The organism is Nitritalea halalkaliphila LW7 (assembly GCF_000265075.1).
GTDB lineage: Bacteria > Bacteroidota > Bacteroidia > Cytophagales > Cyclobacteriaceae > Nitritalea > Nitritalea halalkaliphila.
The window spans coordinates 77,543-101,338 of the sequence record NZ_AJYA01000030.1; the positions used below are offsets into that span (position 1 = coordinate 77,543).

The window sequence follows — 23,796 nt, forward strand, 5'->3', positions numbered from 1 at the left end:
TTTGCACTCCGTTTAAAGGCGGAATACTAAAGCATTAACATAACTAAAGATATGGCAAATCACAAATCAGCGCTTAAGAGAATTCGTGCGAATGAGGCAAAGCGTCTAAGAAACAGGTATCAGGCGAAGACGACCAGAACCTTTATCAAGAGATTAAAGAACACGTCAGACAAAGCTGAGGCTCAGGAGTTACTGAAGAAGGTTACTTCTATGATCGATAAGTTAGCGAAGAAAAACGTGATTCATAAGAATAATGCATCTAACAAGAAGTCGAAGTTGACGAAGCTTGTGAATGCACTCTAATTTTTAAATGAATGCAAGTATTCAGACCACCTCTTTCGGGGTGGTTTTTTTTTGTTTCTTCTTTTTTAAGCGTTTAGTTCCCGATTAGTGGATAGTTGGAGGGTATCTTTGGGTATTCTTTATATTTTTTCAGTTAGAATTATGCTCATAAGTACAAAAATTTTAGCCATGGCCGAAGAAGATAGGCCTAGGGAGAAGCTGCTTCACAAGGGGAAGGTGAATTTAACGGATGCGGAGTTAATCGCTATTTTATTAGGCAGTGGTACGGCTCAGCAGAGTGCGGTCGATTTAGCGCGGGATTTGCTCCGCGAGGTGGAGGGAGATTTAAGTGCACTGGCTAAAATGCAGCCGAAGGACTTGATGCGTTTTAAGGGCATAGGAGAAGCCAAGGCGATTACGATCGTGAGCGCGATGGAGCTGGGTCGGCGGCGGGGGCAGACCAAGTCGGAGCGAAAGCCGCGTATCAGTTCTTCTTCGGACGTTTACACACTGATGAAGCCTGTTTTGCTGGATGAGCTAATCGAGCACTTTTACATCGTGTTACTTAACCGTGCGAACTTGGTGCTTCGAACGGTGAAAATAAGTAGTGGGGGGACAAATGCCACCATCGCAGATCCGAAATTAATTTTCAAGTATGCGCTAGATTACCTAGCTTCGTCCATGATTTTAGTCCATAACCACCCGTCTGGGAATTTAAAACCTTCTGAACCGGACCGGCGTTTGACTAAAAGGCTATTGGAGGTCGGCAAGAGTCTAGAGATTCCCGTTCTAGACCATGTGATTTTTACAGATGCCGGCTACTATAGTTTTGCGGATGAAGGAATCTTATAAGTAAATTGAGCGATGAATAAGCGTAACATTCTCTTAGTGGGCGTATTAGTCGTGGTGGCTCTTGCTTTTGTGTACACCCTTACACGGACGGATGATCCGGAGGTTTATGTAGAGAAAATAGAGCGGGAGCGCGATCGACAGTTTAAATATCTCAAGTTTAATACGGAGTCTCCGCTTTCCGCCGAGCAAAAGCGTGATTTGCAGGAACTGGACTATTTCCCTATAGACCCTGCCTACAGGGTGCGTGCGCGTGTCGAGCCTGTTCAAAACAAAAAAATGTTAGAGATTCCAAAAACGGATGGCTCTGTAGGGAAGTATATCAAGCATAGTTATGCGGTTTTCGAGCTAAAGGGAGTTCAGCACAGGCTTTTGCTGCTGCAAGCAGCCAATGAGGCAGATAAACGTAATTTCTTTCTTGCTTTTAACGACAAGTCGAATGGGGAGGGAACGTATGGGGGTGGTCGTTACATCGACTTGCGGCAGGATGGCCAAAGCAGCATTACGATCGATTTTAATTTGGCCTATAACCCCTATTGTGCGTATAATCCAAACTACGCTTGTCCGATACCTCCGGCCGAAAATGAGCTGAGTATTCCGATTTTTGCAGGTGAAAAGGATTATGAGCTGTAGCTTCCTCTGTTTTTCCCTTTCTAAGCGGTGAATCATGGATATAAAATAAGAGCTTTGGCCTCCACCTTCGGTCAAATCTCTTATTTTTGTGTTTTAGACGAGAAATTTTATCCATGAAAATATCCATTAATCAACTTCATACCTACTTACATCTTCCTGAGTCACCTGAAGAGATCGCGGCGCTATTAACTGGCTCTGGTTTAGAGGTGGAGGGAATAACCCGTTATGATTCGATCCAAGGAGGTTTAGAAGGTGTCGTGGTGGGCGAAGTGCTTACCTGTGTGCCTCACCCGAATGCAGATAAATTACGTGCTTGTACTGTAGCCATCGGTCCGGAAACGGTAGTTCCCATCGTCTGTGGGGCACCGAATGTGGCCGCTGGCCAAAAGGTGCTTGTAGCCACCGTCGGCGCACCCTCTACCCTTCTGAGGGGGAGCCCTTAACGATTAAAAAAGCGAAAATCCGAGGAGAAGTTTCTGAGGGGATGATTTGCGCTGAAGATGAGCTGGGCTTAGGGCAAAGCCATGCAGGTATTATGGTGTTAGAAACCGATTTAGCGAACGGCACACCTGCTACAGACTATTTGGACTTAGCTCCAGATTATGTGTTGGAAATCGGGCTTACGCCCAATAGAGCCGATGCGGCCTCACACCTGGGAGTGGCGCGGGATTTAGCGGCTTTATTACAGCGGGCGCTTTGTCGGCCGGATGTTTCCTCCTTCCAGTTACCTACTGGGGCTGCACTTCCACAGGTGACTGTGGCGGATGTTGTGGACTGTCCGCGCTATGCGGGCATTACCTTAGCGGGTATTCAAGTAGGACCTTCTCCGGAGTGGTTGCAGCAGTTTTTACGTAAGCTAGGATTAGAGCCGATTAACAATGTGGTGGATGTCACCAATTATGTGCTACATGATTTAGGTCAGCCGCTGCACGCCTTTGATTTAGCGAAAATCGAAGGAGGAATCGAGGTGAAAAAATTGCCGGCAGGCACGCCTTTTATCACTTTAGATGGGAAAGAGCGCACCTTAACAGGTGAGGAGCTAATGATCTGTGATGCACGAGGGGGGCTTTGCATGGCCGGGATATTCGGTGGTGCCAGCAGTGGGGTTTCAGCGGAAACAAGTGCTATCTTTTTAGAAAGTGCTTGTTTTAGCCCGGACGTAATCCGTAGAGGGAGTCTTTTACATGGACTGAAGACAGATGCATCTTTCCGTTTCGAGCGTGGCACTGATCCCAATTTACCTGTTTATGCGCTAAAGCGTGCAGTTTTACTGCTGCAGGAGCTGACCGGCGCGCATGTAACTTCTGGTCTCATTGATTTATACCCTGTTCCTGTGGAGGATGTGGCGATTCCCGTGTTATTCAAGCATGTAGATCGTTTAATCGGGGTGAGCATTCCTAGGGAGGAGATTTTTCAGATTTTAGCAGGCCTAGAGATTGGTGTTCAAGACATTTCCGATCTCGGGTTCACGGCGGTGGTGAAACCTTACCGCGTCGATGTTACACGTGAGGCGGATGTGATCGAGGAGATCTTAAGGATTTATGGCTTTGACCGTGTTCCACTCTCGGAGACCTTGGATACAGACTATTTAGCCCTGCACCCTAGTAAGGATAAGCAGCAGTTGCAGCAGCGCTTAATTGATTTGTTCACTTCTCGTGGCTTTTACGAGATCATGACGAACTCGCTAACGAAAGCCGAGTACGTGCAGAAGAGTGGTTTTCTAGATCCTACTCAGCATGTGGAGATCTTAAATAAGCTGAGTGAAGATTTAGATGTTATGCGCCAGACGCTACTTTTCAGCGGTTTGGAAGTTTGTGCACATAACATTAACCGACGTCAGAAAGATCTCAAGTTGCTGGAGTTCGGGACTACGTATAGAAAGGTCGATGGGGCCTATGTGGAGGATTCGCGTCTTGGGATGTGGCTAACGGGACAGCGGCATGCGGAGTCTTGGCGTGAAAAAAGTGTTGCGGTAGGTTTCGAGGATGCGCATGCGGCGGTGATGCTGGTATTCGAAAAGCTGGGTATTCAGCCGAGTAAGGTGGAAGTGGTGCATGCCGCGCCTTTTGATTATGCGATTCAGTGGTTTATCGGTGAGCAGGTTTTAGGGAGCTGTGGTTTGCTTTCTAGTGCTATAGCCAAGCTAGCAGGTGTGAAGCAGGAGGTATTTTATGTGGATCTTAGCTGGGATTTACTGGTAAAAAAGGCGAAAGGTCTCAAGCAGTATCAGGAAATCAGTAAGTTCCCTGAGGTACGCAGGGATCTCTCACTGGTTTTAGATCGCTCGGTATCTTTCGCTCAGGTGTCTGTTTTAGCGCATAAGACAGGTGGAAAGCTCTTACAGCGCTTAGGTGTTTTCGATGTTTATCAAGGCGATAAACTTCCAGAAGATAAGAAAGCCTATGCGTTAAGCTTTATATTGCAGGACGTCAAGCAGACGTTAACAGATAAGGTAATCGACAAGACGATGCAGCGCTTGATGGATGCCTTCGAGAAGGAATTAGGTGCGGTTATTCGAAAATAAGCACAAATATGTTACATGAGGAGCTGGATAAATTACACTTACTCGTACAGCGTTTACAGGAGCGTATGGAGCTTTTGCAGGCTGAAAATGTGGAGTTAAAGCGCCTCGCGGAGCAGCAGGCTGAGCAGCTGCATGAGCAGCAGCGCAGCTTGGTAGATTTTAAAAATCAAATTAAAATCACTAAACTTGTAAAGAACTTACCGATTGCAGATCGTGAGTCCTCTGAATTAAGAGAAAAGCTTAATAATTATATACACGAAATCGATCTTATAATCGCTTATTTGTCTGAATGATGGATACTCTTTCTATTCGCATCAAGATCGGAGATCGGGAATACCCGATGAAGGTAAAAGTGGCAGATGAGGCCAGAATCAGACAAGCGGGTAAATTATTAAATGAAAAAATAAAGCAGTATCGAGAGACCTTTGGCTTGGATGATAAGCAAGATTTACTCGCTATGGTGGCGTTTGACTGTATGGTTGCTTCCATGGAACAGGAGTCTCTCAGTACGGCCGATCGCGAGCAGCTCTCTACGAAGCTGCATGCTATTAATGAGCAGTTAGAGGGTCTTTTATAGCTTATTCTATTTTCTCTTTTTTCGGGACCGCTTCATCGGGGGTTAACTTAAATTTAATAACCTATGGGAGAGTCCTTATACACGATTATCGCAGGCGTCATCGGCCTAGGCCTGGGGGCCTTTGTGGCGAGCCTGTTTTTAAAGAGCAACAATAAAAAAATCGAAGAAGATGCTAAGGAAAAGGCGAAAAGTATCATCCGAGAAGCTGAGATTACGGGAGAGTCCATTAAGAAAGACCGTATTTTAGAAGCTAAGGAGAAATACTTGAAGCTAAAGGCAGACTTCGAAGAGGAAGTGAGCAAGAAGAAAAGCATCTTAATCACGAATGAAAACAAGTTAAAGCAGCGGGATCAGCTCTTAGCGAAGGAGCTGGAGCAGGTAAAGCGCAAAGAAGCTGAGCTGGATAGCAAGAAAGAAAATTTAAAGGCGCAGCTTCATTCGGTTCAAATGAAGAAAGAGGAGCTGGAGCGCGTGACGACACAGCGTATTTCTGACTTAGAAAAAATCGCAGGTCTTACGCGTGAGGAAGCGAAGGAACAGCTTGTGGAAATGCTTACCGATGAGGCGACTACGAAGGCCTCTTCTCAGATCAAGGATATTCTGGATCAAGCTAAGCTGACAGCGACTAAGCAGGCGAAAAAAATCGTTTTGGATACCATCCAGCGTACGGCTACAGAGCATGCTATCGAAAACTGTGTCTCTGTCTTCAATATCGAGAGTGATGACATTAAAGGAAAGATCATCGGTAGAGAGGGGCGTAATATTCGCGCTTTAGAAGCTGCTACCGGGGTGGAAATCGTGGTAGATGATACCCCAGAGGCGATTATCATTTCAGGTTTCGATCCTGTACGTCGTGAAATCGCGCGTTTATCGCTACATCGTCTGGTGCAGGATGGTAGAATACATCCTGCCAGAATCGAGGAAGTCGTGGCGAAGACCGAAAAGAATATTGAGGAGGAAATTATCGAGATAGGTGAGCGTACCTGTATCGACTTAGGCATTCATGGCTTACATCCAGAGCTTATCCGGATGGTAGGACGCATGCGTTTCCGTTCTTCTTACGGTCAAAACCTCTTACAGCACTCCAGAGAGGTGGCCAAGCTGTCGGCGACCATGGCTGCTGAGATGGGGCTAAATGCAAAACTGGCTAAGCGTGCTGGTTTACTCCATGATATCGGAAAGGTATGGCCAGAAGAAGCGGAACTGCCTCATGCTATTTTGGGTATGGAGCTAGCGAAAAAATACAAGGAGCATCCTGAGGTATGTAATGCTATCGGTGCGCACCATGATGAAATCGAGATGACGGCGATGATTTCGCCCATCGTGCAGGCAGCAGATGCCATATCTGGTTCACGTCCGGGAGCACGCAGAGAGATTATGGACAGCTACATCAAGCGTCTGAAGGAGCTGGAAGATTTAGCGCTTAGCTTCGATGGTGTCAATAAATGTTTTGCGATGCAGGCAGGTCGTGAGCTGCGTGTATTAGTGGATGCAGAGCATGTGGATGATGTGACGGCAAGCAAGCTATCGTTCGATATTTCACAAAAAATCGAAAAGGAGATGCAGTATCCTGGTCAAATTAAAATAACCGTGATCCGTGAGATGCGGGCAGTGAATTACGCGAAGTAATGAAAGAGGTCCTTATCGGGCCTCTTTTTTTATTGGGCTTCTTTTTTTGCACGACCCGGTGGCGTTTTCGTCATCGGGTCGTGCTTTTTATTAGAATGTTTCAAGGGAAGGTGTGGTTCTAGCCTCTGGCGACCATTGTTTAGATTTTATTGTTAAAAACTGTAAAAAAAATTAAGCCTTGATAGGATTATTAACTTTTCGTACGTAAACTTAAGATCTAAAAATTATGGTAAATGAGAGTGTTCGACTTATTTTTACGTAGCTTTTTACTCTTAAACTTCCTTTTTCTTAGCTTTTACTCCTCCTTGTACGCACAGGCGGTGAGTCAGGAGGAAGAGCGGTTTGTATTGAGTTTAGAGGATGTCTTGCGCCGTGCGCGCGCCCAGTCCCCAGCCGCTAAGCGAGCAGAGACGCGGAGGGAGAATAATTACTGGAACTATCGTCTGTTTCGATCGAATTATAATCCGCAGCTTCGATTAGGGGGTACAGTGCCGGCGTTTTCACAGGCCTTTTCGAATGTCGTGCAGCCTGATGGCTCTATTCTTTTTCGTGAGGTGAGGCAAAATTTAGCTGATTTGGAGATTGGGATGGAGCAGGAGATTGCGGCTACTGGGGGACGGATTTCGGTCAACTCTTCTACCAGTCGTTTTGATAATTTTTTAGCACCGGAGGGCTTTCCTCAGACGCAGTGGCAGGGAGTACCGGTAAACGTTCGTTTAAATCAGCCAATCTTTGCATTTAATCCGTTAAAATGGGATAAGATGATCGAACCTCTGCGGTACGAGGCTGCGAATAAGGCCTTTGTGGAGGAGATGGAGGAAATTAATTTTATCGTAACGAGTATTTATTTTGATTTTTTAGTAGCGCAGGCGAACGTAGAAATCGCTTCTTTAAATTTACTGAACACCCAAGACATTTATAAAATCGAGCAGCGACGTTACGAAATGGGTGCCACGTATGAGGATAAATTGCTGCAGATCGAGCTGCAAGTGCTACAGGCCAAGCAGGATTTAGCGCAGGCGCAACTTGATCTGGATCGTTCTTCCCTATCTTTAAAGGCTTTTGTAGGCTTGAATGAGCGCAGCCAGTTGATTTTACTAACCCCAGCGGAGATTCCGCAGGCGCAGATTGATTTTTCTAAGGCATTAGATTTGGCTTTTCAGAATAGGGCGGATGCGGTGAAATTTGACATTCAGAATTTAGAAGCGGAGGCGGCTGTGGCTCGTGCGCGTGGGGAGCGATTTGCTTTAAATCTAAATGCGAGCTATGGATTGAATAATGCTGCGCTGCAGTGGACAGATATTTACACGAACCCGAACACGCAAACGCTAGTGAATATGTCGTTTTTCATTCCCGTTTTAGACTGGGGGAGAAATAAGGCGCGAATGGGCAGCGCGTGCCAATAGGGAGCTGGTGCAGTACACGGTAGAGCAGGATATCATCAATTTCGAGCAGGAGATTTTTACCAAGGTACGTAACTTTTCTATGCTGAAAGAGCGCTTAGAAATTACGGAGCTTGCAGACAAGGTGGCCGAAAAGCGGTATAATTTGGCGTTACGTCGTTATCAAGAGTCTTCTTTTTCGCTCACTGATCTGACGATCGCGCAGCAGGAAAAAGACCAGAACAGGAGAGCTACATTACCGCTTTAAAAGCGTACTGGGAGGCCTATTATGAGCTGAGGCGACTTACGCTCTATGATTTTGCGAATGATCAACTTTTATATAACCCTGAATTAGAAAATACCCTATGAAAGCTAGTGTTTATACCTTCTTTTTTTCAGTTTTGGCCGCAGGCCTGCTCTTCAGCTCCTGTGCGGAGGAGAAGGAAAAGCAAGAAGAGATTCCTGCTTCTAATTTTCGTGCGGAGGTTTCGGCTACTCCTGTGCGTACGGCAGTCTCTGAGCGTAGGTCTTTTGATTACCTTATTAATGCTACAGGAAAGGTCGATGCTTTAGAGGAGGTGCTGGTGGTCGTAGAGCGGTCTGGTTTTCTGAGTGAGTTGCGTGTTAAAGAGGGGGATCGGGTTACGAAGGGGCAGGTGCTCGCCACTTTAGCTCCTGAGGAGGCTGCATTTAAGGTGGAAAAGGCGAAGATTGCTTTGCGCAACGCGCTGGCCAAATACGAATCTGAACTTTTAAACTTCGAGCGGATCATGGAAGGCGATGACGAAGAGCGCAAGCAGTTTATTCAGGAGCAGCTGAAAGCAAATTCCGGTGTGCTTATCGCGGAAATCGAGTTGAAGGAAGCGGAGAGGGACTTCGAAAAAGGGGAGATTGTGGCACCGATTAGTGGGCAGGTAGCGAATGTGAAGCTGAAGCAGGGGGCTGTGGCGAGTGCAGGTGCGGAGCTGCTAGAGATCGTGAACACGAATAGTTTGGAGTTAAAGGTGAAGGTATTAGAATCGGATATTTCGCTATTAAGTCTGAATCAGGAGGCTGAAATTTACCCGGTTAGTGGGGGTGAGATGCGGGTGGGTACGCTGCGCAGTCTTAATCCTAAGGTAGATGAAAATGGCCTTGTGCAGGTGGGGGGTGCTGATCCGGAATCCGGGTACCTTACTACCGGGGATGAATGCGCGGGCGGTGATTCGTGCGCCCCAAAACAATAGTCTGGTGGTGCCCAAGCAGGCGCTGGTGTATCGTTCTGGGCGGCCGGTGGTCTTCACCATAGAAAATAATGAGTCCAAGTGGAACTATGTGGAGGTGGGTAAGGATAATGGCCGTGAGGTAGAAATCTTGAGTGGCATAGAGGAAAACATGACGGTGATTACGTCGAATAATTTACAGCTGGCACATCAAGCGCCGGTGCAGGTGGTAAACGATTAAGGTATGATTCGATTTTTATTAGAGCGCCCCATCGCGGTGACCATGATCTTCGTGGCCCTGATGGTGTTCGCGTATATAGGGTTTAGGACCTTGCCGATTTCTCTGCTGCCACCTATCGATGTGCCACAGATCGTGGTAAAGGTCAACTATCCGAATGCTTCTCCTGAGGCGATCGAGCAGAACGTGCTTTCGCCTATACGGGAAAGGCTTCAGACGCTCGGGGGGCTGGAATTTATGGAAAGCAAAGCTGGCAGTGAGACAGGGACTGTACGGCTTAGTTTTGCTTTTGGTACCCAGATGGAGCTGGCCTACATCGAGGTGAATGAAAAAATCGATCGGCTGACGAATGGGCTGCCCCGTGATCTGGATCGGCCGCAGGTAATTCGGATAAACACAAATGATATTCCTGTCGTACGCTTACAGATCAAGCCGAATAGGGATTTGGATTTCTATGAGCTGAGTCAGTTAACAGAGAGTATTTTAAAAAAGCGTATCGAGCAGCTGAAAGGGGTTTCCTTAGTAGATATTAATGGTCGCCGGGAGCGAATGATCGCAGTTCGTCCTAACAAGGAGGCGCTGGCGGCGCTCGGGATTTCGGAGACTAGTTTAATCGAGACGATTCGTCAGGGCAACGAAGAGCTACCTGGGATCAGTGTGGAAGATGGGCAGTTTCGTTATTTTCTGCGTTTAGCGACACGGATAGATAATCCGGCGGACATCAGCCGGCTTCCGGTGCTGACGAAGGAGGGGGTGGCTGTTCCGATTAGCCGACTGGCGGAGGTGAGTTATGCCGAAACGGAGCCATTAGGCTTTCACCTTTCGGGCTTAGAAGAGGGCTTGGTGATGACGATTCATAAGCAGGCTTCTGCCAAGTTAAATGAGCTGATGCCGGAGATTTATGCCGCAGTGGATCGCTTCGGAGAGGAATTTACCTATTTGGATTTTGAGTTGACGCAAGATCAGTCCCTATTACTGAATGCGGGGATTGATAATTTGAGTAGCAGTTTGCTTTTCGGGGGCTTGTTTGCCTTCGGGGTGTCTCTTTATTTTCATGGGGAATTACCGCATTCCTCTCATAATTGGGATTTCCCTACCCAGCTCGCTTTTAATCAGTTTCATTGTTTTTTATTTCTTCGAGCTCTCCATAAATGTAATTTCTTTATCTGGTTTGGCCTTAGGGCTGGGGATGCTCATCGACAATGCCATCATCGTGATGGATAACATTGCGCGGAAGCGCTTAGAGGGTTTACCTCTTTTAGCGGCCTGTGCGGAGGGGGTAAATGAGGTGATGTCCGCCCTGATTAGTTCTGTTTTGACGACTTTAGCGGTGTTTATTCCGCTCATTTTCCTCAGCGGTATCTCTGGAGCTCTTTTCTTCGATCAGGCGATCGCGGTGGCCGCCATTTTAGGGGTCAGCTTGGTGGTGGCCTTCGTACTGCTTCCGATGCTGTATAATCTGCTGCACCGAGGCGCGGAGGAGCGGACTTTTGCGGAGGATAGTCGGTTTTTTTGCGCGGTGCGCAAAGGGTATAAGCGGCTCTACTTGGGTATTTTTGCCCGTAAGGCATCGCCTATGCGGTGTTCTTACTCCTTATTCCGATACTTTTCAGTGCATCACTTTTAATTCCCACGCAGGGCTGCCGCCGATCCAAAAGCAGGATGCGGTGATCGAGATTAACTGGAATGAGCCTATCGGGCCACTTTCAAATAAAAATCGGGTCCAAAGCCTCCTTCAAGAGCTTGAAGTGGCTTTTTTACAGGCAGAGGCAGACATCGGCTTGCGGCAGTTTCTGCTGTTTGAGGGCGAAAGTAGCTTGCAGCAGGCCAGTCTTTACATGCTTTTTTCCAGTGAAGAGGAGAAGGAGCGTGGCACGGCCGCGATTCGGGATTGGGTGCGCAGCCGTTATCCTTCAGCAGGGTTAGAGATTCTGGATGCTCCGAACGCCTTTGATCAGCTATTCGCCAGTGACATTCCGTATTATGAGGTGCGTTTTCGTGACTTAGAGCAAAATAAGCCAGTTTCGGAGCGGCGCATGCAGGAGTGGCTGAGTGCTTTCCCCACGGAGCGGTTCGAAGAGGGGCCAGGGCTCCTGCAGGAAGCAGCCATCGTTTTTCGGCTGGATCAGGCTAGGATGGCCATTTATGGCATTAATCCAGCGGAGGCCAGAGATCGGATCAACAAGCTTTTTGGGAATTTCGGTATAACCGATATTAAGCGTTTCGGAGAAATTACGCCCATTCGCTTGCAGCTGGAGCGGAAAGATTTCGAGACGATGCTCCGAGAAAATACACTTTTAGGGCGCGATGAAGTCCCGTACGCCTTGTATAACTTTGTGCAGTTCGATTATGAGAATCAGTACAAGTTTATCACAGCGGATAAAAACGGCATCTTCCAGAGCGTCTTTTTGGAGGAGGAGTCTCCGGAGCGTTTCGCTGATGCTATCTTGGACTGGGGACGTGAGCGGAATCTAGGGGTAGACTTTTTCGGTCAGTATTTTATCGATCAGGAGCGGATTCAGGAGCTGTTGGGGATTTTGTTTATTGCCGTGCTGCTGCTCTATTTTATTTTGGCAGCTCAGTTTGAAAGCTTTGTGCAGCCCTTGATTGTGATTCTTACCTTGCCGCTTGGCATCGGTGGCGCCTTCGTGGTTCTGCTGCTGACGGGTACCTCCCTGAATATTATGTCTGCCATCGGGATGGTGGTGATGCTCGGTATTATGGTGAACGATGCGATTTTAAAAATTGACACGACGAATCGTCTGCATGTGCGGTATGCCCCCGAGATGGGAGGGCGTGCGGCGCTGGATCGGGCCCTGTATGAGGCGGGCGAGATCCGGTTAAAGCCGATTATGATGACCTCTGTAACGACGATTTTGGCTTTACTTCCAGTGATTTTCAGTAGTGGCCTGGGTGCCGACCTGCAGCGGCCACTGGTGTTTTCGGTTTTAGGAGGTCTTACGATAGGTACTTTTACCGCCCTGTACTTTGTGCCTTTGAGTTATTATTTCTTGGGCGCGAAGCGCAAACTTTTGCGCCAGCCAAAACCCGAAACGCTTACTCAATCCTAAAGTTATGACGCCATTTCGAGTTATCATCGCCTTTATCGTGCTGAGTATCATCGGGATCGCTCTGATACCGAAGCTATCTGTGGACTTAAATCCTCGAGAGCGGCAGGCGGTACTTTCGGTCACCTTTAATGTTAATGGTGCCTCTCCTGAGCTAACCGAAAAGCTGGCCACTTCCCCACTAGAAGGAGCGTTAAGCCAGCTGACAGAGCTCAAGCATGTGAACTCGGTTTCGAACTATAATTCGGGATACATCCGCTTGATATTCGATAAGGATGCTAATATGGAGTATAAGAAGTTCGAGGCGGCGGCACTGATTCGGCAGGTGTATCCTTCTCTGGACGAAAAGGTTTCCTACCCGGTTTTGGCCCAAAGTGAGGCGCGTGCGCGGGATGAAAAAAATCCGATTTTAACCTATTCAGTAAACGGGCCATTTGCGAGTTTCGAGATTCGAAAAATCGCAGAGGATGTGCTGAAGGCGTCCTTAAATACGATTCCCGAGGTGGAGGAGGTGCTGATACGTGGGGCCAATACGCTGATGCTCTATGTGACTTACGACATTCAGAAGCTGCAGGCCTTAGGGCTTCGAAAAGCAGCGATAGAGAGTGCGCTGCAGCGGGCCTTTGGGACGAACTATCCGGGAGCGGTTTCGAATGAGCGTGATGAAACCCTTTACGTCAAGATCGTTAACGAACTGGCGGATATCGAGCAGCTGGAAAACCTGCTCCTCAGCACCACAGATGGCAAGGAAGTGCGCATTCGAGATGTCGCCACAATCACCTTAGAAGAAGAGGAGGCTAAAAGCCACTACCGTATTAATGGCAATAATTCGGTCACGCTGTCGGTTTACAATCGCGATGGGGTGAATAAGGTCCTGCTGGCAGATGCCGTGAAAGCAGCTATCCAAGAGGCCTCCGCCCTGCTGCCGACGGGTTTCGAGGTGCGCCTAGAAAATGACGACACCGAGTTTTTAGATAAGGAGTTGAATAAAATCTACAAGCGCTCCGGGCTGTCTATTTTGATTCTGATTGTTTTTATCTTTTTGATTAACAGGAACCCGGCTTATCTAGCGGTGCTTTTTGTAGGGATTATCGTGAATCTCTGCTTGACGAGTATTATTTTGTACGTGTTAGGGGTAGATATTCACCTGTATTCTCTGGCAGGACTGACGATTTCCTTTGGGCTCATCGTAGATAATGCCATTATCATGATGGATCATCTCCATAAGCATAAAAATCGCAAAGTTTTTCTGGCTTTATTAGCAGCTTCCTTAACCACTATAGCTGCGCTGATGATTGTCTTTTTCCTTCCCGAGGAGGATCAAAAAAACCTCATTGAATTTTCGATCGTCGTGGCGGTGATGTTAGGGGTGTCCCTTTTGGTGGCATTACTCTTCACTCCAGCGATGTATGCGGCCATCATGGGCGAAAAACTGCATGCACGGCGTACGCTGTCTTTAGCTAATTTACGTCGTCGGGCGCGTTTTTTCCGAGCGTATATGCGCAGTGTGCAGCTGGTGGCACGTTTTCGCAAGACCTTTATTTTCTTCCTCCTACTCCTTTTTGGTTTTCCCATCTTTTTCTTGCCCGCCAAGTGGGAAGGGCAGGAGTGGTATAATGCCACGGTGGGGAGCTCTTTTTATCAGGAGGAGATGCGCCCCTATGTAGATAAATTTCTAGGAGGAGGGCTGCGCATGTTTGTCCGCGGTGTTTACGAAAAGTCCAGCTACCGGGAGGCGGAAAAAACCCGCTTGTACGTACAGGCGCGCTTGCCTTTCGGGAATACCCTGGAGCAAATGGATCTTATCATGCGGGAGTTCGAAGGGTATCTGAAGCAGGTGGAAGGCATCGATCAGTTCGTGACCTCGGTGGCCTCCGGCCAAAATGCCTCTATCACCATCACGTTTAAGGAGGCTTACGAGAAAGGTGCACTCCCGTACCAGTTAAAAGGAAGGCTTTCCATGATGTCTACGGACTGGTCTGGAGCCAACTGGAACATTTACGGGGTCGGACAGGCTTCTATACCGGTTCTGGTGGTGGGGGCATTCCTTCTTTCCGTGTCCTGCTGAAAGGCTATAACTACGATGAGCTGGAACGGCAGGCAGAGCGGCTGGCTGAAAAGCTTTTGCGCCATAAGCGCATCCAGGAAGTCAATACAAACGAGCGGCTCAGCTATAACGAGCAAAAAACCGAAGAATTCGTGCTGCGCCTCGATCAGGAGGCTTTAGCATTAAATCGGGTCAACCAATTTCAACTGGTTTCCGCCTTAAATGATGTCTCAAAGCCCACGGGCACAAGTGCTGTCGTGCGCCTGGATAATCAGAATTATGCGGTAGAGGTGCGCGAAAAGCAGGCCAATAGCTTTTCCAAGTTCGATTTAGAGGAGACGAGCCTCATCACAGGGGAAGACCGCGTGCTGAAAGTGGCGCGCTTAGGCTCCTTACAAAAGGAGTTTACCACGAATGCGCTGCATAAAGAGGATCGGCAGTATGTGCGTTCGTTGTCCTTCGAATACATGGGTTCACATAAATTCGGGAATGAATACTTAGAGGAGATGCTGAAGGAAATGGAAAATGAGATGCCGATCGGATTTTCTGCCAAGCAGCAGACGTGGAGTTGGAACTGGGAAAAGGCCAAGCGCCAGTACAGCTTGATTCTGGTGCTAATCGTAGGGATTTTCTTTATTACCTCGGTCTTATTCGAGAACCTGAAACAGCCCTTTTACATCATCGCCATTATTCCGATTTCGTTTATTGGGCTCTTCTATATTTTCTCTCTATTTAATTTTTACTTCGATCAGGGAGGCTATGCCGCCTTCGTTTTACTGGGTGGCTTGGCGGTAAATGCAGCCATTTTCATCGTAAATGATTTAAATAACATGCAGGTGGGAAGTTATAACCGAAGGGTAATTAAGGCGGTTACGGGTAAAGCCATTCCGATTATGCTTACGATTTTATCGACTTGTTTTGGCCTGATTCCCTTCCTCATCGAGGGACAAAACGAGATTTTTTGGTTTTCTCTGGCCATCGGCACTATCGGGGGACTTACCTTCAGCATTTTCGGCGTATTTCTCGCTCTGCCAGTGTTTCTATGGCGGCGCGCTCCGCGCAAAGTTTAATGCTTAACTCGAGTGGGCTGTCTTCTGACAGCCTTTTTTTTTGCCATTTGGCGATGGTCTGTCTGCTCAGGCCAGTGAGCTGGGCGAGCTCTACAGCGCTTAAGAGTGGGAGGATTTCCTGTGCTGCGGGTTGGTTTTTCTGGAAGGGACTCTTGAGATGCTCTCCGATAAAGCTAAGCTTTTCTAGAGGGCTCAGGTGGCAAAGCTGCTGCAGGCGTGTCTCCATTCTACACCAGCGGCGCACGAGGCTTTCTTGGAACCAGGCCGCTAGTGCGGGGACCTCGCATACCTGCTGTTTAAAAAACAACAGGTCCACCTGGAGGCAGTCGACTGCGGTAAGGGTCTTCGCAAACTCCGAAAATTGACCATCCAGAAAGCGTAAATTACCGAAAAATGCGCCCTCATGTAAGACATCATAGAGCATTTCTTCGCCCTCAGCGGTGTGTGCACCGATTTTTACCAGGCCTTTTTCTAGTAAAAAAATCGTGTTGGGTTTCTCGGGTGCCTTATACAGGTACGTGTTCTTCGGAAGGGTGACCCTTCGAATAGCGGATTCTTCTTGTGCCTGTTCTCCGGCATGCTTTAAAAATACATGAAAGCTCATCATCCGTATGCGTATGTTAACTATATGGGATTAAGGGTACGCTGCGGGTAGTCGCATCCGTTCTTTTCCGTATGAAAGTTCATGTTTTTTTCCCTTGGTTCCGCTACCGCAAGAAAAAGTTCATGATAGCTTCATATAGGGGTTTTCCTGTGACCAGAATGTTTCCTCATCGTTGCGTACTTGGAATACGAATCCCATAAATCTGTTTTTTGGCACTTTGTTTGTAATGATTAGCACAAATAAACACTAATAATCATGACAAATAGAGAGAAATTAGAGAAAATGGATAGGCTTTACGCCTATTAGGAGATTTGAAAAACACGCAAACCTCCATGGTGGAAAAAGTCTCTCATCTGCAGTTAGAGGCTATGGAGTTTAATTTCTCGACCATGGAAAAAAATATGGCAGATTTATTCACACGATTTAATGAGGGCTTAGATCTTTTACAGGAAGAGATCGATCGTTTCGAAATTAAGCGTAATCAGTTTGAGCAGGAGCATAAATTAGACCGCGTAGAAGATTAAGGTTTTCACTCACCTTAGAATGAAGTAGACCATTCTTTTGTCATAACTAATTAACCACTACTACAACCAATCCACTAACCACAAACGAAAAGGCCACCTGATGGAAACAGGTGGCCTTTTATATGCGGTATGATTAGAGGTAAAGCCTTTAGCAGTAGGCGTAAGTTTCACCTTTTTTGCTATTATGCTTCGATGCCTAGCGCCTTAGCCATTACGGCCCCGATTTCAGCTGGGGAGTCTACCACGTGGATGCCATTCTCCGCCATGATGCGCATTTTAGCTTCTGCCGTGTCGTCTGCACCGCCGATGATCGCACCCGCATGTCCCATTCTACGTCCTGGAGGTGCTGTTTGTCCAGCGATAAAGCCTACCACAGGCTTTTTGTTGCCATTTTCACGAATCCAGCGTGCAGCTTCAGCTTCGTAGCTACCGCCGATTTCACCGATCATGACGATCGCGTCGGTTTCATCGTCCTCCATTAAAAGTTTCACCGCGTCCTTTGTAGAAGTTCCGATGATTGGATCTCCACCGATACCGATGGCAGTGGATACGCCTAAACCAGCTTTTGCTACCTGATCAGCAGCTTCATAGGTTAGGGTACCTGACTTCGAAACGATGCCGATACGTCCTTTCTTGAATACAAAACCAGGCATGATACCCACCTTCGCTTCTCCTGGTGTGATAACACCTGGACAGTTCGGGCCGATAAGCGTAGCGCCTCTTTCTTTGATGTAGGGCTTCGCTTTCATCATGTCCGCCACAGGGATACCCTCGGTGATCGCAATGATGACTTTGATACCTGCATCAGCTGCTTCCATGATCGCATCAGCCGCGAAAGCCGGCGGAACGAAAATGATCGAGGTATCTGCTCCTGTTTTTTGTACAGCCTCTTCGACACTGTTGAAAACAGGTTTTTCCAGGTGTGTGCTTCCACCTTTTCCAGGAGTAACACCGCCGACCACGTTAGTGCCGTACTCGATCATTTGTTGTGCGTGAAAGGAGCCTTCAGAACCGGTGAAGCCCTGCACGATCACTTTTGAATGCTTATTGACTAAAACGCTCATGCTTCGAATTTTTAAGTTTTCACAAAAATATAAGAATACGGCCTATCACAAAAAGAATTCTTAAGAATATCCTTGTAAATAGCTATAGCTGCATAACAAACGGACTATTTTTCGTAAAGAACTTACGTGTGTTTTGCCCGGAGGGGAAAATCAAGCCACTAAAACAAGTGAAGCCCCTGCTGTGCTGCTCGTTTTGTGGAACTACCACTTATTTTGGTATCTTTAAAGCGCACTTGAAAATCAGCTAGATCTAACTCTCCGTTTCGCACATGAAACAATCGCTTTTCTTACTTTTCTTTCTTTTCATGAGTTTCTTCCCTCTATCAGGGAAGGGGCAAAGCTTCCATTTTAACCGGCAGCTTAAAGGAGTAGAGCTACCTACCGACCATGTGTATGAGGTGGTGCAGGATGATCAGGGACTAATTTGGATGCATACGAATGCAGGTGTTTTTTATTCGGATGGGTTTCGGACCTATGCGCATGAAACGGAGGGTGAGGTGTCTTCACGGAAACTACTTCAAGACGAAGAAAATGTACTTTGGCTAGTAGAGCGTGGCGAGCGCTTTCAGCTGCAGTACCTGAAAAATGGAGCTTGGTACCCGGTGCATATTCCCGATGAGATCGAAAAGGAACTACTCTCGGGCTATGCTTCCTTTAAAGTATCCGGTGTCGGTGCTGCTAAGCGTTTAATATTGCATTCCGAAGCCACTTTAAATATCGCGAAAATCGGAGGACAGCGCTGGGAGCGTTTTGCTAAACCGAAAGCGACAGTCGGAGAGCTGAAATCAGTCTATTGCTATCAAAACAAGCTTGCCTTGTTTTTTGAACACGCTATCTTTGACTTTCAGAGTCAAAAACTTACGCAGCACACCTTGTCTTCTCCTTTGCTTCCAGCATCCGTTTACCAGATGGATTATGATGAGAGCACAGGGAAATTTTATTACCTGGGAAATGGCTTTTTAGCAGAGGGGAGTGCTTTTTTACATGTAGACCGCCTGCTATCCCGAGATTTTACTCGGAATACCTATAGTGAAAAGGAGTACTTCGGGCTTCGGGCAGATAAGGGTAAGGTGTTTTTCTTTTTCAATTCCCAGCTCCACCAGTTTATCGCTGAGAAAGAGGAACTGATTCATGTCGATGCCACCGATTTTATAAAAGCCTATCACATCTTTGATTTTTTAGTGGACCGCGAGAGTATCATCTGGATCGCTACTCATCGAGGTTTAGTGAACATCAACTCCCTACGCTTTCAAAATTATACTTCTGGCTATTTTCCAGACGATGAAGTGACGGCCTTACACCAGCTGCCCGATGGTGATCTTCTGGTGGGCTTTAATCATGCTGTCGTACGCTGGGATATGGAGCAGGAACCAAGAGCGCTAGTGCTTCGCGGCAGTGGGCTACAGCCCAAGTATAGGGTGACCAACTTTAGTGCATGGCAGGATGCGGGCGTTATTTTTCCTCGGGACAAGGGGGGGTCGGCTATTTGGATCTGGGAGGTGGACGGATCCAGCTGAGCCCTTCTCCTAAGGAAGATTTTATTACGTCCGTACATGTGGTGGGAGAAGAGCTGTTTATTCTTGGGAGGAAGCGCGTCTACCGTGCGCGTCCTGGAGATCAGGGAGATAAACTTTACCGAGAGGATATAACCGATTCCCTGTTTTTAGCCTTTAAGCAGCGCTATGGCTATCTTCGCAAGATAGATAAGCTTGCTGATGGCCGCTATATATTACTTCAGGGAGGTGAGGGGATTCAGGTTCCTACACTTATAAAGGGCGAACATTTTATCTGTTTTAATGCCTACAGTTACCTAGAAGAGGGGGATAGTTTGCTCATTGGCACCAGCCGAGGCCTTAAAATTTATAAGGCAGACAGCCTCTATGACTTCTCTTGGAATAATCAAAAGCTTCAAAATCCAGTCTATGCCTTAATGCGAGACAGTAAAGGGGTGCTTTGGATGGGAACTGATCGTGGAGTGACCACTTACAAACAGGGCTCCTTACGGGTTTTAGATGAAAAAAGCGGTCTGGCTGGCTCCGAAGTAAACAGAAGTGCGCTCCTGGATTATCCGGATAAGGGGGTCTTAATCGGTACTCAATTTGGGCTTTCAGTCTATCGGGGTCAGGAGGATGCTTTTACACAGCCAGCGCCTAAAGTAGGCATCATCGCTACGCGGCTCCCAGATCAAGAAGCAATGGCATTGCCATCAGGCGAATCCGCAGCACACCGTACACCAAGAACAATGTGTCGATTAGCTATCGAGCGACGAGTTTCTCTCAGCTCTCGAACTTGGTCATTCGCTACCGGCTCGACGGGCTGCATGAGGAATGGCAGGAACTGATAAACCCGAGGTTAAATGTGCTTTATTTCGATAATCTTCCCCCCGGAACGTATCAGTTGCAGCTGCAAGCAGGGTTTGGCAATCAGGTTTTCTCAGATATCGTGTCTTCGGAGACTTTCCGTATAAACCCACCCTTATTTCTTACTTGGTGGTTTCTGCTCTTGCTTTTCCTGTTCACTTTGGGATTAGGGATTTTGATAGCGAGCTTTTGGAGGCAGTATCGGGATAAGGGCGAGCTACGCCGTGCCATAGATGAAAAAATAAAAGAAGCCTTCACGATGGAAGAGCAGTTTCGAAATGTGTGGAACAGCTCTCGGGACGGCCTTCTTCTTTCCATAGAGGGGGGTAAAATCATAGCCGCTAATCCCGCCTTATCGAGTTTAGTGGGATTAGAAGAAAAAACGATAGAAGAGGGATATATTAAAGATCTCTTCACGGACCCACTTTACTATGACCAGCAAAGACCAAAGATTCTTTCACTTATCGAAACGACAAGCAGCCACTCGGCCACATTAGAACTCTTGATGCCGTTTAAAGCTGGTGAGAAGCTGATTGAGATTTATGCCACGCGCTTAAATACCAGCTTTAAAGGGAAAGGGGTCTTATTATCTGTTTTTCAAGATGTCACCGAGCTGCGTGCCTATGAGCGGAGCCTGAAAGAAGCGAAAGAGCGTGCCGAGGAAGCGAATCGGATGAAATCTAATTTCATCTCGAATATCAGTCATGAGATTCGCACGCCGCTAAACGGCATCATGGGGAGCACGGAGTATGTGATTTCTCAGCGGAAAAATGATGCAGCGCTCTGCCGACAGTTGGAAATTATCTTAGAATCCGGCGAGCGCCTGCTGCATACGATTAATAGTATCCTCGATTTATCTAAAATCGAAGCGAACAAGGTAGGCTTAGAAATCGAAGAGGTGGAGGTCAACGATTTTTTAGCACGTCTGCTGCTACCGCTAAAGACCTTAGCGATGAATAAGGGACTGCTTTTGTCGACCAAGTATGAGACTCCTCACTTAAAGGCCGCCTTAGACAAACGTTATTTCGCTATGATCGTGAATAATTTAGTAGGAAACGCCATCAAATATTCCGAGAAAGGCCTGATTCATATTCGAGTCTGTCAACAGGCGGATCAGTTTGTTTTTTCTGTCCACGACCAGGGCATCGGGATGAGTGATCATTTTATGGAGAAACTCTTCGAGCCTTTTGAGCAGGAGAGCGCAGGCTACTCCCGCACTTATGAGGGGACAGGCTTGGGGCTCGCTATCACGAAAAATGCTGTCCTACTAATGGGGGGGACGATCGATGTGTCCAGTAAAAAGGGTGAAGGTACGCAGGTGACGATCCTGCTTCCTGTAGAACAAAATCAGACGACTACATGAAACCTATACAAATAATCATTACTGAGGATGACTTCGTCTCCGCCATGGTGCTGAAGAAGGTCTTACAAGCTTCTTCTTATGAGATTATCGGTATCGCGACCACGGGAGAGCAGACCTTAGACATGCTGACCACCAAAAGGCCCGACGTGATTTTAATGGATATTACACTAGGTGGAGAGTTAGACGGTATCACTACGACGGAAATTATTAATGCTCGATACGGTTTTCCAGTCATTTACATCAGCGGACATTCCGATCATGCCACCTTAGAAAAAGTAGTGGGGACGAACCCTGGCGCTTACGTTACTAAACCCTATGATGAGCGCGAGCTGTATATGGTCATCGAGCTTACGGTATCACGCTACCGCCGAGAGCAAGACATGCAGCGCTACAGTCAGGAGCTGGAAGAAAAGGTTAAAGCCCGCACCCGGGCACTCGATAAAGTAAATGCCGAGCTGAAGCAGGCCTTAGCGCGTGAGCAGGAGCTAAATGACCTCAAGACGAAAATCGTGCTGAATGTGAGCCATGGCTTTAAAACCCCACTTACCTCTATCCTCTCTTCTTCTCAGTTGATTTCAAAATATGCCGAGTTCGATCACGAGCTGGCTCCCAAGTTCCAGCGTCATGCTGCTCGCATCGAAAAGGCCGTGCAAAACCTAAACAACATGCTAAACGGGATGCTGCTCATCGGGAAGTCGGATGAGAAAAAGCTGCAGGCATTGCGCCAGCAAATCCACATGCCTACTTTTATAAGTGAACTGCTCGAAATGGTCAAGCTAGCGCATAACTTTCAGGTACAGATTTCCGTTAATCAGCAGCATGTGCCGGAATTTATCTATTCCGACCTCGATCTTATGCATCAAATTTGCGATAACTTACTGTCGAATGCACTAAAATACTCACCGGAGGGGGGGATAGTCAAACTTGACCTCGGGGAGAGGGAGATCGCTTGCTTATCACGATCGCGGATAGGGGAATCGGGATCCCCCTCAGCGAGCAGGACAAGCTTTTCGAACGGTTTTTCCGCGCCACGAATGTCGGATTAGTCGAGGGCTACGGACTCGGCCTGGCGATCGTAAAACGCTGCGTGGAGGAACTCGGCGGCCTGCTCTCCTTTCAGTCGGAAGAGGGGAAAGGAACGACCTTTTTCCTCGATCTGCCGCAGTCATTACCCAATCATAACCCTTAAACATGCTTGTAGAAACGAACCAACTCTCCTTCTCTTATGTAGAGGGCAAGCCCTTTCAGCTACCGGAGGTGCAACTTCGGGAGCGAGAGCAGCTGCTCATTTTAGGGCAGTCTGGAAGTGGAAAGACGACTTTGTTACACATTATAGGGGGGCTTCTCGCCCCAAAGGCCGGCTCGGTCCACATCTCAGGACAGTCCCTCTATGCCTTAAAAGGGGCTGCCTTAGACAAATTTCGAGGGCAGCACATCGGTATTATCTTCCAAAAACCGCATATTCTAGCCCCACTCACAGTGATGGAAAACCTGCAGATGGCGAATTTCTTCGGAAAGCGCGATGGAAAGCGGAATGAAACCCTGCTGAAAGACTTGGATATCTGGCATAAGCGCGACCAAAAAGTCACCACCCTCAGCGAAGGAGAAGCCCAGCGGGTGTCCATCGCCAGAGCTTTGGCGAACAGCCCACAACTTATTTTAGCCGATGAGCCGACAGCCAGCTTAGACGATGCGAATGCTGCGCGTGTCATCGCGTTACTCCAAGAACAGGCCGAAAAACATCATGCAGCGCTGATCGTCGTGACCCATGATCAGCGGGTGAAGCAGCATATTTCCACACAATTAGAAGTAGGAGGTACCCGATGAATATGTTTAAATTAAGCTGGAAATACTTGGTAGCCAAGCCACTCCACACCACGTTAAACATCGTTCTCTTAGCCATGGGACTGGCCATCATCACTGTCTTACTGCTCGTCCAGGATCAGTTCGAAGGAAAAATGACTCGGGATGCGAAGGGAATAGACTTGGTCGTAGGCGCTAAAGGAAGCCCGCTGCAGCTGATACTCTCTAGCATTTACCATATTGATTTCCCTACAGGGAATATTGACCTGGAAGAAGCGCAGAAGCTTACGCAAAACCGGCTTGTCAAGCAGGTGATCCCACTCGGTTTAGGGGATAACTACCAAGGCTATCGTATCGTGGGGACGAATTACGACTATCTGGACCTGTATGAGGCCGAAGTAGGGGAAGGGAAACGCTGGGAAAAACCTTTTGAAATCGTTTTGGGTGCTGCGGTAGCCGCAAAAACGGGCTTAAAGCTGGGCGATCAGATCATCGGCTCCCATGGTGTGGGTGGTGGCGGCCATGCTCATGATGAGCATCCCTATACCGTCGTGGGTATTTTACCCCTTCAGAAAAA

General features: G+C 47.6%; 22 protein-coding genes and 3 pseudogenes. 23 read left to right on the forward strand and 2 right to left on the reverse strand.

The features are described from left to right. The first annotated feature begins 51 nt into the window (after nt 1-51). The 15 genes and pseudogenes from rpsT to A3SI_RS11190 all read left to right on the forward strand — a co-directional run bounded on the left by rpsT (nt 52) and on the right by A3SI_RS11190 (nt 15,501). On the forward strand, nt 52-303 hold the full coding sequence (rpsT, locus tag A3SI_RS11140) for a 30S ribosomal protein S20 (protein ID WP_009055921.1): 252 nt from the start codon (nt 52-54) through the stop codon (nt 301-303). A 141-nt stretch (nt 304-444) separates the two neighbouring features. Beyond that, entirely contained in the window at nt 445-1,134 is a 690-nt protein-coding gene (gene radC, locus A3SI_RS11145; protein ID WP_040670728.1) for a RadC family protein, read from the forward strand. 12 nt (nt 1,135-1,146) lie between these two features. Then, a complete protein-coding gene (locus A3SI_RS11150) occupies nt 1,147-1,764 on the forward strand; it encodes a DUF1684 domain-containing protein (protein ID WP_009055923.1) in 618 nt (205 codons plus the stop codon). 113 nt (nt 1,765-1,877) lie between these two features. Beyond that, nucleotides 1,878-4,288: pseudogene (pheT, locus tag A3SI_RS11155) on the forward strand (phenylalanine--tRNA ligase subunit beta). Nucleotides 4,289-4,296: 8 nt separating this feature from the next. Beyond that, the gene (locus A3SI_RS11160; RefSeq protein ID WP_009055924.1) at nt 4,297-4,581 is read left to right on the forward strand and encodes a hypothetical protein; all 285 of its coding nucleotides are present in this window, start codon (nt 4,297-4,299) and stop codon (nt 4,579-4,581) included. Next, entirely contained in the window at nt 4,581-4,865 is a 285-nt protein-coding gene (locus A3SI_RS11165; RefSeq protein ID WP_040670746.1) for a cell division protein ZapA, read from the forward strand. The genes A3SI_RS11160 and A3SI_RS11165 overlap by 1 nt, the downstream gene beginning before the upstream one ends. A gap of 63 nt (nt 4,866-4,928) precedes the next feature. After that, nucleotides 4,929-6,494: a ribonuclease Y gene (gene rny, locus A3SI_RS11170; protein ID WP_009055927.1), complete on the forward strand. Its 1,566-nt coding sequence runs from the start codon at nt 4,929-4,931 to the stop codon at nt 6,492-6,494. A 233-nt stretch (nt 6,495-6,727) separates the two neighbouring features. Then, complete coding sequence (locus tag A3SI_RS11175; protein WP_316929168.1) at nt 6,728-7,900, forward strand: TolC family protein; 1,173 nt, start codon at nt 6,728-6,730, stop codon at nt 7,898-7,900. A 7-nt stretch (nt 7,901-7,907) separates the two neighbouring features. Beyond that, nucleotides 7,908-8,144 carry a TolC family protein gene (locus A3SI_RS22710; RefSeq protein WP_316929169.1) on the forward strand — a complete coding sequence of 79 codons (237 nt, stop codon included), beginning with the start codon at nt 7,908-7,910 and terminating at the stop codon, nt 8,142-8,144. A 97-nt stretch (nt 8,145-8,241) separates the two neighbouring features. Continuing rightward, nucleotides 8,242-9,102 carry an efflux RND transporter periplasmic adaptor subunit gene (locus A3SI_RS11180; protein WP_316929170.1) on the forward strand — a complete coding sequence of 287 codons (861 nt, stop codon included), beginning with the start codon at nt 8,242-8,244 and terminating at the stop codon, nt 9,100-9,102. Further along, on the forward strand, nt 9,062-9,319 hold the full coding sequence (locus tag A3SI_RS22715; RefSeq protein WP_316929171.1) for an efflux RND transporter periplasmic adaptor subunit: 258 nt from the start codon (nt 9,062-9,064) through the stop codon (nt 9,317-9,319). The genes A3SI_RS11180 and A3SI_RS22715 overlap by 41 nt, the downstream gene beginning before the upstream one ends. A 60-nt stretch (nt 9,320-9,379) precedes the next feature. Continuing rightward, nucleotides 9,380-10,294: pseudogene (locus A3SI_RS22720) on the forward strand (efflux RND transporter permease subunit); the annotation flags it as partial. Nucleotides 10,295-10,370: 76 nt separating this feature from the next. Further along, nucleotides 10,371-10,943, forward strand: a complete 573-nt coding sequence (locus tag A3SI_RS22725; RefSeq protein WP_316929172.1) for an efflux RND transporter permease subunit — start codon at nt 10,371-10,373, stop codon at nt 10,941-10,943. A 40-nt stretch (nt 10,944-10,983) separates the two neighbouring features. Then, nucleotides 10,984-12,387, forward strand: a complete 1,404-nt coding sequence (locus A3SI_RS22730; RefSeq protein WP_316929173.1) for an efflux RND transporter permease subunit — start codon at nt 10,984-10,986, stop codon at nt 12,385-12,387. Nucleotides 12,388-12,391: 4 nt separating this feature from the next. Then, a pseudogene (locus A3SI_RS11190) lies at nt 12,392-15,501 on the forward strand (efflux RND transporter permease subunit). Here A3SI_RS11190 and A3SI_RS17560 read toward each other — a convergent pair. Beyond that, the gene (locus A3SI_RS17560; protein ID WP_050977505.1) at nt 15,434-16,108 is read right to left on the reverse strand and encodes a Crp/Fnr family transcriptional regulator; all 675 of its coding nucleotides are present in this window, start codon (nt 16,106-16,108) and stop codon (nt 15,434-15,436) included. The pseudogene A3SI_RS11190 and the gene A3SI_RS17560 sit on opposite strands and share 68 nt — an antisense overlap. Before the next feature lie 329 nt (nt 16,109-16,437). Here A3SI_RS17560 and A3SI_RS11200 point away from each other — a divergent pair, with 329 nt between their 5' ends. Next, nucleotides 16,438-16,629 carry a hypothetical protein gene (locus A3SI_RS11200; protein WP_009055931.1) on the forward strand — a complete coding sequence of 64 codons (192 nt, stop codon included), beginning with the start codon at nt 16,438-16,440 and terminating at the stop codon, nt 16,627-16,629. A 182-nt stretch (nt 16,630-16,811) separates the two neighbouring features. On the opposite strand, the gene sucD is transcribed toward A3SI_RS11200, so the two are convergent. Next, nucleotides 16,812-17,693, reverse strand: a complete 882-nt coding sequence (gene sucD / locus A3SI_RS11205; RefSeq protein WP_009055933.1) for a succinate--CoA ligase subunit alpha — start codon at nt 17,691-17,693, stop codon at nt 16,812-16,814. 269 nt (nt 17,694-17,962) lie between these two features. Between sucD and A3SI_RS11210 the strand changes: the two genes are divergently transcribed. From A3SI_RS11210 to A3SI_RS11235, 7 genes are all read left to right on the forward strand, one after another. After that, nucleotides 17,963-19,210 (forward strand): ligand-binding sensor domain-containing protein, encoded by a 1,248-nt coding sequence (locus A3SI_RS11210; protein WP_009055935.1) that lies wholly within the window; start codon nt 17,963-17,965, stop codon nt 19,208-19,210. Then, nucleotides 19,180-20,034 (forward strand): two-component regulator propeller domain-containing protein, encoded by an 855-nt coding sequence (locus A3SI_RS11215; RefSeq protein WP_009055936.1) that lies wholly within the window; start codon nt 19,180-19,182, stop codon nt 20,032-20,034. Before A3SI_RS11210 ends, A3SI_RS11215 begins: the two co-directional genes overlap by 31 nt. Next, nucleotides 19,938-21,416 (forward strand): ATP-binding protein, encoded by a 1,479-nt coding sequence (locus A3SI_RS11220; protein WP_083836499.1) that lies wholly within the window; start codon nt 19,938-19,940, stop codon nt 21,414-21,416. The genes A3SI_RS11215 and A3SI_RS11220 overlap by 97 nt, the downstream gene beginning before the upstream one ends. Continuing rightward, the gene (locus A3SI_RS11225) at nt 21,413-22,462 is read left to right on the forward strand and encodes a hybrid sensor histidine kinase/response regulator (protein ID WP_009055938.1); all 1,050 of its coding nucleotides are present in this window, start codon (nt 21,413-21,415) and stop codon (nt 22,460-22,462) included. Before A3SI_RS11220 ends, A3SI_RS11225 begins: the two co-directional genes overlap by 4 nt. Then, a complete protein-coding gene (locus A3SI_RS22735) occupies nt 22,366-22,605 on the forward strand; it encodes a sensor histidine kinase (RefSeq protein ID WP_083836500.1) in 240 nt (79 codons plus the stop codon). Before A3SI_RS11225 ends, A3SI_RS22735 begins: the two co-directional genes overlap by 97 nt. A 2-nt stretch (nt 22,606-22,607) precedes the next feature. Continuing rightward, entirely contained in the window at nt 22,608-23,243 is a 636-nt protein-coding gene (locus tag A3SI_RS11230) for an ABC transporter ATP-binding protein (protein ID WP_009055940.1), read from the forward strand. Next, nucleotides 23,240-23,796: ABC transporter permease (locus A3SI_RS11235; RefSeq protein WP_009055941.1), on the forward strand; the 557-nt coding region annotated here is incomplete at its 3' end. The genes A3SI_RS11230 and A3SI_RS11235, both read left to right, overlap by 4 nt.